This is a genomic window from Pseudomonas sp. RSB 5.4, assembly GCF_037126175.1.
In the GTDB taxonomy this organism is placed as follows: domain Bacteria; phylum Pseudomonadota; class Gammaproteobacteria; order Pseudomonadales; family Pseudomonadaceae; genus Aquipseudomonas; species Aquipseudomonas fluorescens_H.
The window spans coordinates 808,560-822,367 of the sequence record NZ_CP146986.1 but is presented as its reverse complement, the minus strand read 5'-3'; the positions used below and the strand labels follow the sequence as shown (position 1 = coordinate 822,367).

Annotated in this window: 10 protein-coding genes; 1 reads left to right on the top strand and 9 read right to left on the bottom strand. The window is 60.3% G+C overall.

The features are described from left to right. Positions 1 to 68: 68 nt before the first annotated feature. From V9L13_RS03555 to V9L13_RS03515, 9 genes are read right to left on the bottom strand one after another with little or no spacing between them, the layout of a single operon-like run. Positions 69 to 1,124 carry a ketoacyl-ACP synthase III gene (locus V9L13_RS03555; protein WP_338801493.1) on the bottom strand — a complete coding sequence of 352 codons (1,056 nt, stop codon included), beginning with the start codon at positions 1,122 to 1,124 and terminating at the stop codon, positions 69 to 71. Then, positions 1,121 to 1,363, bottom strand: a complete 243-nt coding sequence (locus tag V9L13_RS03550; protein WP_338801492.1) for an acyl carrier protein — start codon at positions 1,361 to 1,363, stop codon at positions 1,121 to 1,123. The genes V9L13_RS03555 and V9L13_RS03550 overlap by 4 nt, the downstream gene beginning before the upstream one ends. Positions 1,364 to 1,399: 36 nt before the next feature. After that, positions 1,400 to 2,755: a long-chain fatty acid--CoA ligase gene (locus V9L13_RS03545; RefSeq protein ID WP_338801491.1), complete on the bottom strand. Its 1,356-nt coding sequence runs from the start codon at positions 2,753 to 2,755 to the stop codon at positions 1,400 to 1,402. Positions 2,756 to 2,773: 18 nt separating this feature from the next. Then, complete coding sequence (locus V9L13_RS03540; protein WP_338801490.1) at positions 2,774 to 3,088, bottom strand: hypothetical protein; 315 nt, start codon at positions 3,086 to 3,088, stop codon at positions 2,774 to 2,776. Between the two features lie 41 nt (positions 3,089 to 3,129). Further along, positions 3,130 to 3,948: an SDR family NAD(P)-dependent oxidoreductase gene (locus tag V9L13_RS03535; protein ID WP_338801489.1), complete on the bottom strand. Its 819-nt coding sequence runs from the start codon at positions 3,946 to 3,948 to the stop codon at positions 3,130 to 3,132. Then, positions 3,948 to 4,721: an SDR family NAD(P)-dependent oxidoreductase gene (locus V9L13_RS03530; protein ID WP_003223958.1), complete on the bottom strand. Its 774-nt coding sequence runs from the start codon at positions 4,719 to 4,721 to the stop codon at positions 3,948 to 3,950. Before V9L13_RS03530 ends, V9L13_RS03535 begins: the two co-directional genes overlap by 1 nt. Further along, positions 4,718 to 5,899, bottom strand: a complete 1,182-nt coding sequence (locus tag V9L13_RS03525; RefSeq protein WP_338801488.1) for an NADH:flavin oxidoreductase — start codon at positions 5,897 to 5,899, stop codon at positions 4,718 to 4,720. The genes V9L13_RS03530 and V9L13_RS03525 overlap by 4 nt, the downstream gene beginning before the upstream one ends. Then, on the bottom strand, positions 5,896 to 6,972 hold the full coding sequence (locus tag V9L13_RS03520; protein WP_338801487.1) for an AfsA-related hotdog domain-containing protein: 1,077 nt from the start codon (positions 6,970 to 6,972) through the stop codon (positions 5,896 to 5,898). Before V9L13_RS03520 ends, V9L13_RS03525 begins: the two co-directional genes overlap by 4 nt. A 60-nt stretch (positions 6,973 to 7,032) precedes the next feature. Next, on the bottom strand, positions 7,033 to 10,680 hold the full coding sequence (locus V9L13_RS03515) for an indolepyruvate ferredoxin oxidoreductase family protein (protein ID WP_338801486.1): 3,648 nt from the start codon (positions 10,678 to 10,680) through the stop codon (positions 7,033 to 7,035). Positions 10,681 to 11,944: 1,264 nt separating this feature from the next. Here V9L13_RS03515 and V9L13_RS03510 point away from each other — a divergent pair. Beyond that, a complete protein-coding gene (locus V9L13_RS03510) occupies positions 11,945 to 13,753 on the top strand; it encodes a monovalent cation:proton antiporter-2 (CPA2) family protein (RefSeq protein ID WP_338801485.1) in 1,809 nt (602 codons plus the stop codon). Positions 13,754 to 13,808: the final 55 nt, after the last annotated feature.

Here is a 13,808-nt window from a genome sequence, read left to right as displayed (position 1 = left end):
GAACCCGGGCACGGCAGCTTTGCGGGTGGATGCGGGCATCGCCGCGAAGCTGCCGTGTATTGCCTTATTCAGGCTTGCAAACGCTCACTGACTGCCTGAGCGATTTTTTCCGGCACATCGCAAGGCGCCACGGCGACGGTCTGGCGCAGGTCCGCCTTCAACGCGCCCCACGACAACCCGGCACCGAAACCGCACAGCACAACGTGTTCAGCCTGCGGCGTACCCATCGCGGCGTGGCGCGACAACACGATCGGAATCGAGGTGGAGCTGGTGTTGCCAACGCCATCGATGTCGACCGGCATTTTCTCCGGCGCCACACCAATCATCCGCCGCAGGTAGTTGAGCATGAACTCGTTCGCCTGATGCAGCACCAGCAAGTCCAGCGTAGCCGGACTCAACCCCGTGGCATCGAGCAAGGCCTTGACGGTCTGCGGTACACGGCTCAGGGCAAAATTCATCACCGCCGTGCCGTCCATCTGCAAGCGCTGGATAGTCGCGCAGACCGGATTGCCCTCCTCTCTGGCGTAGGCAATGTCGGACTGCAGCGCAGTACCGCCGCTGCCGTCGGCACCGCAGATGAATTCGAATTTGCCTTCACCCGCTTCCAGCAAGGTCGCCGAAGCGGCGTCACCAAACAGCATTTTCACGTGACGGTCGCGCTCGTCGAGGATCCGCGTGGTGACGTCGCCAGTGCACAGCAGGATCTTCTTGCAGGCGCCGGAGGAGATCAGCGCCCCCGCCTGGACCAGCGCGCTGATGTAGCCGGAGCAGCCAGCGGCCACGTTCAGCACCAGACAATGCTGTGGCAGGCCGAGCGCCTGCTGCACCACGAAACCGACACCCGGCACCCAGGAATCCGGGGTCTGGGTCACCACGATCAAACCATCGATCTCCCCTGCCGCAGCATGCCCTTGATCGAGCAGGTTGCGGCATGCGGCGATGATCAGATCGGAGGTGTACAGGGTTTTGGTTTCGCGGATCGATTGGATGCCGGTGCTCTTGGTGATGCGCTCAACTTCCTTGGCGCCGAACAGTTCGGCGAAGTCCGCCTCGGTCACCCGCCGCTCAGGCAGTGCCGCTGTGACCGCCCGAATGACGACGCCCTCAATGGTCAGCAGGCTCATGCGGCGTCCTTGATTTTCCCGTCGATCAGATCGAACAGATCCTGCACCGTGACCACGCGCTCGATCTCCTCGCCCGACACGCTCACACCGACTTGTTCGAACACCAGCGCGATAATCCCGATTCGCGCCATCGAGTCCCAGTTCTCGCTGTTTTCCAGCCGAGTCTCACCGTGCAGTTTGTCCACCGGGATGGACAGGATTTCAGCGATGCTTTCGCGCATTTTTACCAGATCAACCATTTGTCATTTCCTTATAACGTGATGAGTAAACCGGTCTCACGACTGGGCGAGAACGCCGGGGTGACGCATTTTCTTGAAACGGCTGGTGTACAGCGGGGTCTCGGCAATGGAGACCACCCTGGGCAGTTGCTCCTGCGCCAGGACACCGCGAACGTGTTGATACAAGCGAACCTTGAACGCCTCCAGCGCCTCCGGCTCGATCAGCGTGAACCGCGCGGCAACGATCTGCCCGAGCAGCGGATTCGGCTGCGCGTAGACGACCACGTCGGAGACGTTTTCCAGGCCCATCAGCACGCTTTCCACGTGCGACGGAAACACCTTCTTGCCGCCGACATTGATCAGATCGACCGCCCGCCCGGTCACCCGAAAGTAGCCTTCATGTTCCTCGGCCAGATCGTGGGTGATCAGGTAGCCATCGCTCGACAGGTCACCGACGCTGGCCAGGTAGCCGAGCATGTTGGTCGCCCCGCGCACCTGCAAAATGCCGTCGACCACCCGCAGGCTGTAGTTCGGATCGTCGATCTTCATCCACGCGCTGTCACCGTCCTTGCTGCGACATGGCAGCACGCCGATTTCCGACATCCCGTACAACTGCTGCAACTGCACTTGTGGCAGCAGGCTGGCAATGCGCTGAATCGCTTGCGGTGAACTCGGCTCCGAGCCGAAATAGATGCGCTCCAGGCTGCGGGTGTCCCACTTCTGGAAGACGCCGGTGACCGTCGCCAGATTGAGCAGCGTCGGCGATACATGCAGGGTCTGCACATTGAACGATTCGATGCAGCGACCGACCTCTTGCGGCGAGCGCTCCTTGGGCAGGATCAACGTGCCGTGGGTAGCCAGCGCCTGCAGAACCGTGACCAGACCGCCGATGTGATCGAACAGTAAAAACGCCAGAATCGCGCCGCAACGCTCAGCACTCAGATAGCGCTCGAAGAACGGCGAAATGGCATGCACCACGCCTTTGGCCGGACCTGTCGAGCCTGAGGAAAACACGATGAAACCGGCCTGACGACGCGACAGCAGACCGTCGACGGTCGGCGGCACCCGACTGTTGTTGTGACGGATAACCGCAAACTCCGGCGCCCCGCCGATCACGGAAAACCGTGCCCCCGCAGCGCCCGCCAGATTCGCCAGTTGCTCCTCGTCCTTGGGTACGGAAAGCGCGACCACGTTGTTGTGCAGCCACAGCGCGAACAGCATGCACACGCTGTTGAAGCTGTAGTTGTCGACCAGCAACACACTCGAATCGCGCACGGATTTTGCCGCCAGCTCTTCGCCGTAGGCGGTTATCTGCTGATGCAACTGATCATAGGTAAAGCGGCCCTCATCGCTGACAATCGCCGCTTGGTTGCCGACGCTTTGCAGATGCGCCAGAAATTCTTCAACTTGCATACACACCCCGTCGTTCGATCAAACCGCTTGAGTTTGTGCTTGCGCCGCCGACAGCCGATCCATGATGTAGGCGATCAGCGTGCCCAGCGTGGCAAACGGTGTGGCGGTGTCGGGCAGGTCGCTGGTATCGGCCAGACGCACGTCAACGCCCAGCTGGCTGCGCAGCTTTTCCTCGACATCGACGATGATCGAAACCAGGGTCAGGGAGTCGATGCTGCCGTCCACACCATAGAGGCGGCTGTCTTCCCCACGGGACAAATCGATCGGGGTGCTCAACAACAGATCCTGTTGCCGAACGGCTGACTCGGTCAGCGCTTTGACTTGATTGAACATTCCAACATTCCTTTATTGGCTGATGCAGGTCCCTGCGTTCACTACGCTTGGGACAATGGCGGGTGCGCTTTCTGGTGATCGGCCAGCGCCGTGCGCATGTCGACGAAGATTCCGCTCTTGATCCCGTAAGCTTCGGGCGCGTCAATCACCGCCAGGATGTCTTTCGCACGTTGCGCCGGCGACACCATGTAGCCGGGCGCCAGGGCTCGTTGTTGCAGCGACTTGAGGTCGGCGAAGTCAGCGGTGCGCTGGCTGAAACTCACCTGCCGCGACAAACCGGTGTCGACGTTGCACAGGCCGAGTACGGCAAAAAAGATCTCCGGGTTTTCTTCGGCGTAGACGCCGGCCAATGCCGCCAGCGCGGCTTTCGACAGGCTGTACGGCAGCGTACCCGCGCGAAAGCGCACGCCAGCCATCGAGGCCGACAGCACGCAGGTCGCCGGCCGCTGTGCCGAAGCCAACATCAGATCGAGAATGGCCTTGTTGGCCAGCACATTGACGTTGAGCACATGCTGCAATTCGTCCAGGGTGAAGTCACCGCCACGCCCCGGCACGTTGCCGCTGACCCCGGCATTGAGGAAAAACCGGTCGACGCCTTGCTCCAGAACCTCGGCAAAGTTGTCCTTGAACAGCTCGCCCATCTCACTCGGCCGCGAGAGATCGAACGGCCGAAAACGGAAATTCGGATGGTCCATCAGTGCATAGGGCTGACGCCGTGCGGTGCCAAAAACCGTATGGCCGTTTTGCAGATGCAGCTGCGCCAGCGCCTCGCCGATACCGCTGCTCACACCGGTGATGAACACCCGGTGTTTGCCCTTCTCGCGCGAGCCAGCGCCGGGATTACGCTTGACCGTGTGCATCAGAATTTACCGGCGGAGAAGCCGCCATCTACCGGCATTACGGTGCCAGTGACAAACGAAGAGGCATCACTGAGCAGCCACAGGATCGCGGCAGAGATTTCACCGGGATTGGCGAAGCGCTTCATCGCCGTGACCTGCAACTTGTGCCTGGTGGATTCCGGATTGGCTTTCAGGCGTTCCTCGGAGTTCATGCCGCCCAGCGTCGGGCCCGGGCACACGGCGTTGACGCGAATCGAATGCCGCTCAGGCAAAGCCTCTTCAGCGCATTCAATCGCGCAGACCTGAGTCAGCATGTTCAGCGCAGCCTTGCTGGTGGAATAGGCGCTTTGTCTGGCAACCCCCAGCAGACCGGCGCAGGACGAGACGTTCACGATCGAGCCACCCGCATGCTTCGAGATCAGATTGGTCTCGTGCTTGAGCAACAGCAGCGGGCCCAGCAGGTTGATCTCCAGCACGCGTTTCCAGTCAGGGAAATCCATGTCGCGGATCGGTGCATGTCTGGAGGTGACGCCGGCATTGTTCACGGCCAGATCGAGTCGGCCGTGTTTGTCATTGATGATACGGAACAGCTCGATGACCGAGGCTTCGTCGGTGACGTCACTTTTGATGAACGTGCAGTTGTCGCCGAGGCGACTTTGCGCCGTCAGGCCGTCGTCTTCGTTGCGGCCGGTGATGTAGCAGATGCAGCCGGCTTCGATGAGTTTCTGGCTGACATCGAAACCGATCCCGCGTGTGCCCCCGACAACAAGGGCGATCTTGGCGGTGAAGTTCATTTCAGGTTTTCCTCGTAGTGCTGTTGTAGTTGTTCTGGCCGTCGATAGTCAGGATTGACGCAGCAGTAGACGCGCTCGGCCATCGGTTCTTTTTTGTCGCGAAAACAAAAGGCATCGCCTCGACAGCGGTTGACCTGATCCGCTCGCCCCGCCAGTTGCTTGGCGACAAAGTGGTTGTCGGCGAGCATGGCGCGGCCGAAGCCGACAAAATCGGCATCGCCGCTGGCGATGATTTCGTTGGCTTGCGCCACGTCTGCCACCGAGCCGGTAAACCCCAGCGGAATGCGCACGAAGCGTTTCAGATAGCGGCAGCCCTCCCGCGACATGGCCAAGGCTTGTTCGGTGTTCTTGAAAAAGAAGCGGAAGGTCTCGCTGATACCCAGCGAGCAGGTAATCGCTGCGACCCCGCTGGCTTCCAGCGCCGCGACGACGTCACCCAACAGCGCCGCGTGCTGGCCTTCTTCACCGAGACCGTCGTCCATGCCCAGGCGCACGGTGACGGCCACTTTGTGGTCGGTGGCCTGGCGAATGCCTTCGACAATCGCCAGCAGCAACCTGGCGCGCTTGAGCGGCGTACCGCCCCAGTCATCCTCGCGTTGATTGGTCTTTGGCGAGAGAAAGCTGCTGATCAAATAGCCGTTGGACGCCTGCAACTGAATCAGCGTGGCGCCGGCCTGTTGCGCGTAACGGGCGGCAGCGCAGAACTGCTCGATGCAGCGCTGAATCTGCGCCTCTGACATCGCCACTGCCCGAGCCTGGGGATGGGCACTGAGCACCGTCGGTGAGGCGATACCGCTGGGCGTCAGAATGATCCCTTGCTTCGACGGCAAAGACTGCGGCCCGTAATGCTGCAATTGCACCCCCAGCGGAAAACCACGCTCCCGTGCCGCTTCAAACAGCGGCCGCAGGGCCTGCGCGTGGGCTGCCGAAGTCAGGCGCAGACCGCGGCTGTTGTACCGCGCATCGGCGTCCACGCTGGCATTGCCGAGAAAACCGAAGCCGGCGCCGCCGACCATCAAGGCTTGATAAACCGAAAAAAACGCTGGCAGCGGAAAGCCGTGTTCGTCACACAGATCCATGCCGAGCGAAGAAAAATACAGTCGGTTTTTCGCCACTGCATGCGCGCCGAAATGCAGCGCCTGGGTGGCCGCCTGCAAGCTTGGGTTTTCTTTGCTCATTGCTTCAGCGCCGCCAGCGCCGGCTCATCGAGGTGAACAAAGCCGCGCTTGATCATGTCGCTGATCACCTGCAAACCGCTGAAATCCACCTCGGCAAACTCCCACGACGCATGCTCGCCCTGTCCGGCACGACGGATGCTGGCGGTGAAACTCAGCTTGCCTTCGTAGACGATGTGCAGAGTGACCGGGTCGGGCAGATCCGCCGTGGTCGTTACGCAACCGGTCTTGCCCAGACCCAACAGTTGCACCTGGGCCTTGCGCCCCTGCTGGTCGCTGATCGTGCAGGCCAGCTTCGACGCCTGCAGCGGTGCAAACCAGTCATTGGAGTAGATGAAGATATTGCGGGTCTTTTCGAACAGCGGCATATCGATCACCGTGGCCTTGGTATCGACCGTGGCGAACAGCGTCTGGCGCTGATAGAACGCAACCCGCAGATGGATTTTCTTCGGTGAGGTGGCATCGCTCGGGGTCATGTTGTCGACCACCAGTTCGATCGGGTACATCAGCTCGGCGTAGGCGAAAAAGCTCGCGTTCAGCTCATTGACGCTGACGGTGACGGCGCCGCGTGCATGATCGGTGTGATGGTACAAATGGTGATAGACCGCCTGACGCGCCGCTTCGATGAACATCGTCCCCGGCACATGTTCGTGCGCCTTGCGATAGAAGAAGTAGTTGTCGGCGTTATTGATCAAGCGAAACGAACTGGCGCGGCGGATCGGCGCGATCGATTCGCACAGGGCAGCGACGGCAAACTCCAGGTTGTCGATCCTTGCTTCAGCCGATTCCAGTTGCGCGGCGACGATCTGGTAAGGCAGTGCTCGCACCTGGTTCCATTCATCATCGGCACCGACGCCGTCCATCCGGCTCTTCTTCTGCAACACGGGCGCAATCTCGAAGCGCCGCTGCTGGTTGGCGCCCGCGACGTAATTGCGCACCAACGGGTTATGCCCATTGGCCTCGATCAGTGCTTCGTTCACATACAGCGGCAATGCGTCTCTCGGTGCACAAATCAAAACGTCGTCAGCCGAACCCTTGTGCAGAAGGTCGGGGGAAATGCTGTCGTTATTCATCATGGTCAGCTCATCTCGGTAGTTGTTGTATTTTTTCTTGTGCGGGGCTGGCGCCAGCCTCCGTCAGGAGGCTTCCATCACGTCGCGTTCCTCTTCTGCGCTCAGTTGCCTGGCGATGACGGTGGATGGCTGCCACGACTCGACACCGTGAATGACCGGTTTGTCCGCCAGAATCTGTTCAATGAGTTGTTGCTCGCGCAGACGTGCCGCCGCGATCGAACGCTCCTTGACGTGGCCGTAGCCGCGAATCGAATCCGGCAGGTTCGCCCATGCGACGAACGCCGACAGGTTGTCCGAGTTCAGTTTCGGTAACAGGCGCTGCAGGTTTTGCTCGTAGTCACTCAGCAAGCGGCGTTCTTCGCGGCGCTCGGCGGAAAAGCCCAGCGGATCGAACCGGGTGTGACGCAACACTCGGCCCTTGGCCAGCACTTTCAGCAGCGGCAGAATCCAGCCGGAGAAAGCGACCTTTTTCGGCTCGCCGGTGCCTTCCTGCTTCTTGCGCAGCAGCGGCAAGGCAAAGTGGAATTTCAGGCGAATGCCACCGTCGAACCGGGCTTTGAGCGAGTCGGTGAAACTGCGGGTGGTGAGCAGCCGCGCAACTTCGTACTCGTCCTTGTAGGCCATCAGCTTGAACAAGTTGCGTGCCACTGCTTCGGTCAAGGCACTCTCATCACCGGCCGCCGGCAGCGCCCGCAGCTGCTCGATGACGTTGCGATAACGCGCCGCATACGCTGCGTTCTGATAGGCCGTCAGGAACTCGCTGCGGTTGTCGATCAGTTGCTCAAGGCTTTCGCGGCGACCGCGCATGTCGCTGATGTCGCGGATCGCAATCGTCGACACGGCATCCACTGGCTGATCGAGATAAGGCGCGGCAAACGCCGAGTCCTGCGCCCACAACCGTCCCCAGGCGAAAGCCAGATGGTTGGCAGCGGCGCTGCCGGCCAGATCGATGGCCTTCTGCAGTGCCGGCAGCGACACCGGCACCGTGCCCTTCTGCCAGGCGTAACCGAGCAACAACATGTTGGCCTGCAGCGGGCTGACCAGTGCGTTCGCCAACTGCCCGGCGTCCAGACTGTGGAACTGCTCGGCGCCGACCTTCTCTTTCAAAAACGCTTGTATCGCGTCGGTTTCAATATTCAGTTGCGTGTTACGCAGCATCGCGCCGGTCTGGGTCAGCGCACTGTTGGCGATGACCAGGGTTTTTTTCCGCCGCAGCGTTGCCAGTGCATCGTCTTCGCTGGCCACCACCAGATCGGCCGCGAGCAGCAGGTCGGCGCCGCCGATATCGATGCGGTGCTGGTGCAGCGCATTGGCATGACCGGCCAGACGCACATGGCTCAACACCGCACCGCCCTTCTGCGCGAACCCGGTGAAATCGAGCACGCTGACGGCGCGGCCGTCGAGGTGGGCCGCCATGGCAATGGCCCGCGCCACGGTCACGACGCCGGTACCGCCGACACCGGCCAGAAGCATTTCATACGGCCTGTCGAGCGACCGTGGTGCCTGCGGCAGCGCCAGCGCTTCGGCCCACGCCAGCACTTCGGCGCTGTCGGCCAGTTTGCGCGGACGTTGCCGCGGCTTGCCGGTCACCGTCACGAAGCTTGGGCAGAACCCCTTGATGCACGACAGATCGGTATTGCACGAGTGCGGATCGATGCGGCGTTTGGCGCCGAACGGTGTTTGCACCGGGATCACCGACAGGCAGTTGGATTTGACCTGGCAATCGCCACAGCCTTCACAGACCGCTTCGTTGATCACCACTTCGGTCTTCACCAACGGCGCCGGCAATTGCTTCTTGCGTCGACGCCCTTCGACCGCGCAGACCTGATCGAAAATCAGCACGCTGACGCCACGGGTATCGCGCAACTGCTGCTGCACTTGCTCGAGCTTTTCCCGGTGAAACACTTCGATGCCCTGAGGCAGGCTGTCATGCGCCTGATAGCGTTGCAGGTCGTCCGCCACCACCACGATTCGCTGGGCGCCTTCGGCCTTGAGCAGCTCGACGGCTTTTTTCACCGTCAGCTTGCCGTCGATAGGCTGGCCGCCGGTCATGGCCACCGCGTCGTTGTAGAGCAGTTTGTAGGTGATGGTCGCGCCGGCCGCGATAGCCTGCCGTACCGCAAGGAATCCGGAGTGGAAAAAAGTGCCGTCGCCAATGTTCTGGAAGATGTGCGGGGTTTGCACGAACGGCGCCTGCCCCAGCCAGTCGACTCCTTCCCCGCCCATCTGCACGCTGCCGGTGGTCGAGCGTTCGGGCATGCGTGCGGCCATGGCATGGCAGCCGATACCGAGCCGCGCTTCACTGCCCTTGGGCACCTGGGTCGAGGTGTTGTGCGGGCAACCCGAACACAAATAAGGCGTGCGGCGGATCCAGTCTTCAACCCGCGAAACGCAGGGCGTAAGCCAGAAATCCGGGAGGCTCGGTTCGATCCCCAGAGCTGGCAGGCGCTGCTGCAGCAGTGCGGCGATGCGCGACGGGCGCAGCTCTTCGTGATCGGAGATCAGCGCTGCGCCGTTTTCGTCGGTCTTGCCGATGATCACCGCACGCTGGTCGTGGGCAGCGTTGTAATACTTCTGCTTGAGCTGCTCTTCGACGATTGCCTGCTTCTCTTCGATGATCAGCACCTTGCCGGCCCGCTGGGTCCAGGCGTCCAGCACCGGCGACAGCGGATAAACCAGGTTGATCTTGAGCAGTGCAACGCCAGCATTTTCCAGCTGTTCGAGGGAAATGCCGCATTGCTGCAAGGCCTGGCGTACATCGCCATAGGCCTTGCCGACCGCAGCGATGACCAGTGTCGGTTGTGCCGGCGCGGTGACCGCCGTGTCGATCGGGTTGGCCAGGGCAAAGGCCCGGGCGGCATCGAACTTGAAAGCGGTGCGCCGTTCGATCTGCATGCCCGGCAGATCCGGCCAGCGCCAGTGCAGACCGTCCGGTCCCGGATTGATCTCGGGGGTAACGAATTCGGGCAGCGGCGAGGACTCAACCGAAGTCGTTGCCTCGACCGTCTCGGTGATTGCCTTGAAACCCACCCACAAACCGGACACACGCGACAGCGCCCAGCCCCACAGGCCGCAGCGTTCGTAGTCAGCCAGTCCCGCCGGGTGAATCACCGGCAAGCCCCAGGCCATCAGCGTGCGGTCGGATTGGTGGGACATCGACGAGGACACGCAACCGTGATCGTCGCCGGTAACCACCAGTACCCCGCCGTTGGGCGACGAGCCATAGGAACTGCCGTGTTTGATCGCGTCGCCGGATCGATCGACGCCCGGGCCCTTGCCGTACCACATGCCAAACACGCCGTCATACAGACGCTGCGGATCGGTTTCGACGCGCTGGGTGCCGATCAGGGCCGTTGCCGCCAGATCCTCGTTGATCGCCGGCAGAAAGCGGATGTTCGCGTTTTCCAGAACGCTCTGGGCCTTGACCAGCTCGCGGTCCACGCCTCCCAGCGGCGAGCCGCGATAACCGCTGACGAATCCCGCGGTGCGAATGCCGTTGGATCGATCAAGGGCAGCCTGGGACAGCAGCAATCTCACCAGGGCCTGCTGGCCGCTGAGAAAGATGCGCTCGTTGGGCTGCGCGTGTTCCCGGCAGTACATCGAGCGGCTGTCATAGTTTTCGATCCGCGACAAGGTGGTTTGCGCCTCATCAGCGGCGAGTTTGTCGGGTTGCAGGCGTTGACGTTCTGAATCAATGGAATCCAAGTACACAGTTTCAAATCCTTATGAAAACTTCACATTGAATGTGCTTATTTGCGCACTACAGCAGAGGGTTGCATCAAAACTTTCGACCGCAACACGACGGTGATTCGGGCGATATGAATACCTGACCAGACGCGCAGAAAGACGCACTCGCACGGTTCCGCGACATCTCGGGAACACATCGAGTTATTTCAATCTTTCTTAATAGTCAGCGCAGAACCCGGTACAAATCTTCAATTCCTTATGAAAACTTTACTTTAAACCTACTTGTATGTTCACCAATGCAAGCACAACTCAGCCTCGCCATTTTGCACAGGCGATAGTTATGGAAACCACGCAAACAGTTGTTAACCACAAAATGATTGACTTGAGTTACTGCCCCATCAAATACAAGTAAAAAGTCTCAAATCCTTGTGAAAACCTTACTTTCAACGCACAGACCCGCACGGCCGAATGCGTCACCTGCGGCTTGGAAAACAAGCGAGTGCACAGGGGCTTTTCGGCTTTTTGAAAAGGAGATGTTCTCGGCTGAACCCACGAATTCCCGGGGTTCTATCGAATGATTGTCATGATTTTGACGACGTGACAATGACGTCGCGATTTCAGCCGCTGCACGATCCTGAGCTGCTCCCGGGCAAATGCCGGGGACGAGCTGATCGAGCCGAAATCGAAGCGGTTCCGATCCAATGGAATCCAGATACAAAGTTTCATTCCTTATGAAAACTTCACACGACCGTCCTGGTCGCTTTATTACGGCCGTTATAAAACGGCCAGCATCTCGGGCAAAAAATAGTAGGTTCGGAGCGCTCACCTTGTCAATCGCTGTAACAAACATTTAATGGTAAATCGCAGAATATGAACTATCTGGTTCACGCAATCATCACAGTGCATTGTCCGTGGCACGGCGCTCCAGGTTTTACAGTATCGAATCAGCTGTCCAACTTTTGAATTAACACACGGTCACTCTTCAATCGATTGCTCAATGCAAAACTTCGTCCATCGCCAGCAATTATCGGTTAGTCACGCAATGGCTCGGCAATATCATGCCCGCGCACTCTAAGACCAAAGTATTACTTTACATAAGCGGATAACAGGAAAAGCGCCTTTGCCCGTGCAACAACTTTCAAGGCGCCTGACGCTCACCGATGCCAAGCCGTTCTAGCGCTAAAAAAGACATTGATTACAGAATCGCTGCCCGACAGTGCTTGTGGTGTGGCAGTAAGTCAGCCTTTATCCTTGTCACCCCCGCCGTATCGCTGTCAGGAGTCAGTCCATGCCCCATGAAGGCAACCTGTTACAAGCTGCTGTCGTGTTTCTCTTCGCAGCCGTGCTCACCGTGCCTTTGGCCAAGCGTCTGCAATTGGGCGCGGTGCTCGGTTATCTGTTGGCGGGGGTGATCATCGGCCCGTCGGTGCTCGGCCTGATCGGCAATCCGCAGAGCGTTGCGCATATCTCGGAACTGGGCGTGGTGTTGCTGTTGTTCATCATCGGCCTTGAACTGTCGCCACGCCGCTTGTGGGTGATGCGCAAGTCGGTATTCGGCGTGGGCCTGGCGCAGGTGCTACTGACGGCGGCGGTGATCGGCGTGCTGGCGTTGTACGTGTTCGGTCAGCCACTGAACAGTGCGATTGTGTTGGGTCTTGGCCTGGCGCTGTCGTCCACGGCTTTCGGCCTGCAAAGCCTGGCCGAGCGCAAGGAACTGACCAGCCCGCATGGGCGGCTGGCGTTTGCGATTCTGCTGTTTCAGGACATCGCCGCGATCCCGTTGATCGCACTGGTGCCAATGCTCGCTGGCGGCGGCCACGAAACCAGCAGCGCGGGAAGCCTCAATCATGGTTTGCAGGTGCTCGGCGGGATCGCCGTGGTGGTGGTCGGCGGACGTTATCTGTTGCGCCCGGTGTTTCGCGTGGTGGCAAAAACCGGTCTGCCGGAAGTCTCCACCGCCACCGCATTGCTGGTGGTGATCGGCACGGCGTGGCTGATGGATCTGGTCGGCGTGTCGATGGCGCTCGGGGCTTTCCTCGCCGGCCTGCTGCTGGCGGATTCGGAATATCGGCATGAACTGGAAGCGCAGATCGAGCCGTTCAAGGGCCTGCTGCTCGGGTTGTTTTTCATCAGCGTCGGCATGGGCGCCAACCTCAGTCTGCTGCTCAGCGCACCGATCACCGTGTTGGGCCTGACGCTGCTGCTGATCGGTTTGAAGTTGCCGCTGCTGTTTGTGGTCGGGCGTCTGGCCGGCGGGCTGACCAAGGTCAGTGCGATTCGCCTCGGTATCGTGCTCGCGGCGGGTGGTGAATTTGCCTTTGTGGTGTTCAAGATCGGGCGCGATCAGGGCCTGTTCGAGCCGCGCCTGTATGACCTGCTGATGCTGACCATCACCCTGTCGATGGCGTTGACGCCGTTGCTGCTGTTGATCTGTGCGCGACTGGTCAGCCCCAAGGTGCAGCCGGTGGAGGTGCCGGAGAAATTCCGCGAGATCGACACCGAGGCTCCGCGCGTGGTGATCGCCGGCATGGGTCGGATGGGCCAGATCGTGGCGCGGATTCTGCGCGCGCAGAACATCAAGTTCGTAGCGCTGGACACGTCGGTGGAAACCATCGAGCTGTCGCGCAGTTTTGGCGGTGTGCCGGTGTTCTATGGCGACCCGATGCGTCCGGAAATCCTCCATGCGGCGAAGGTCGGCGAGGCGGAGTATTTCGTGATTGCCACGGACGATCCGGAGACCAACATCAAGACGGCCGAGATCGTGCGCAAACTGTATCCGCACATGAAGATCATCGCCCGCGCACGTAACCGTCAGCACGTACACCGCTTGGTCGATGTCGGCGCCGAGCCGATTCGGGAAACCTACTATTCGAGTCTGGAGATGAGCCGCCGCACGCTGGTCGGCCTCGGTCTGACCCAGGCCCAGGCCGATGCGCGGATCAAGCGATTCAAGCACCACGACGAACAGGTGCTGGAAGCCCAGCACGCGGTCTACGACGATGCCGCCAAAGTCCTGCAGACCGCCCAGGAAGCCCGGGCGGAGCTGGCGCGGTTGTTCGAGTCGGATCAACTGGAAGAGGAAGCGCGCAAGGCCTGAAATCACCACAACTCCAATTGTAGGAGTGAGCCTGCTCGCGATTGCAATCTATCAG

Excerpts from the sequence above, each read along its gene's own strand:
- V9L13_RS03535 (WP_338801489.1), bottom strand. The coding sequence starts at position 3,948 with ATGCACACGGTCAAGCGTAATCCCGGCGCTGGCTCGCGCGAGAAGGGC.
- V9L13_RS03555 (WP_338801493.1), bottom strand. The coding sequence starts at position 1,124 with ATGAGCCTGCTGACCATTGAGGGCGTCGTCATTCGGGCGGTCACAGCG.
- V9L13_RS03530 (WP_003223958.1), bottom strand. The coding sequence starts at position 4,721 with ATGAACTTCACCGCCAAGATCGCCCTTGTTGTCGGGGGCACACGCGGG.
- V9L13_RS03510 (WP_338801485.1), top strand. The coding sequence starts at position 11,945 with ATGCCCCATGAAGGCAACCTGTTACAAGCTGCTGTCGTGTTTCTCTTC.
- V9L13_RS03540 (WP_338801490.1), bottom strand. The coding sequence starts at position 3,088 with ATGTTCAATCAAGTCAAAGCGCTGACCGAGTCAGCCGTTCGGCAACAG.
- V9L13_RS03520 (WP_338801487.1), bottom strand. The coding sequence starts at position 6,972 with ATGATGAATAACGACAGCATTTCCCCCGACCTTCTGCACAAGGGTTCG.
- V9L13_RS03545 (WP_338801491.1), bottom strand. The coding sequence starts at position 2,755 with ATGCAAGTTGAAGAATTTCTGGCGCATCTGCAAAGCGTCGGCAACCAA.
- V9L13_RS03525 (WP_338801488.1), bottom strand. The coding sequence starts at position 5,899 with ATGAGCAAAGAAAACCCAAGCTTGCAGGCGGCCACCCAGGCGCTGCAT.
- V9L13_RS03550 (WP_338801492.1), bottom strand. The coding sequence starts at position 1,363 with ATGGTTGATCTGGTAAAAATGCGCGAAAGCATCGCTGAAATCCTGTCC.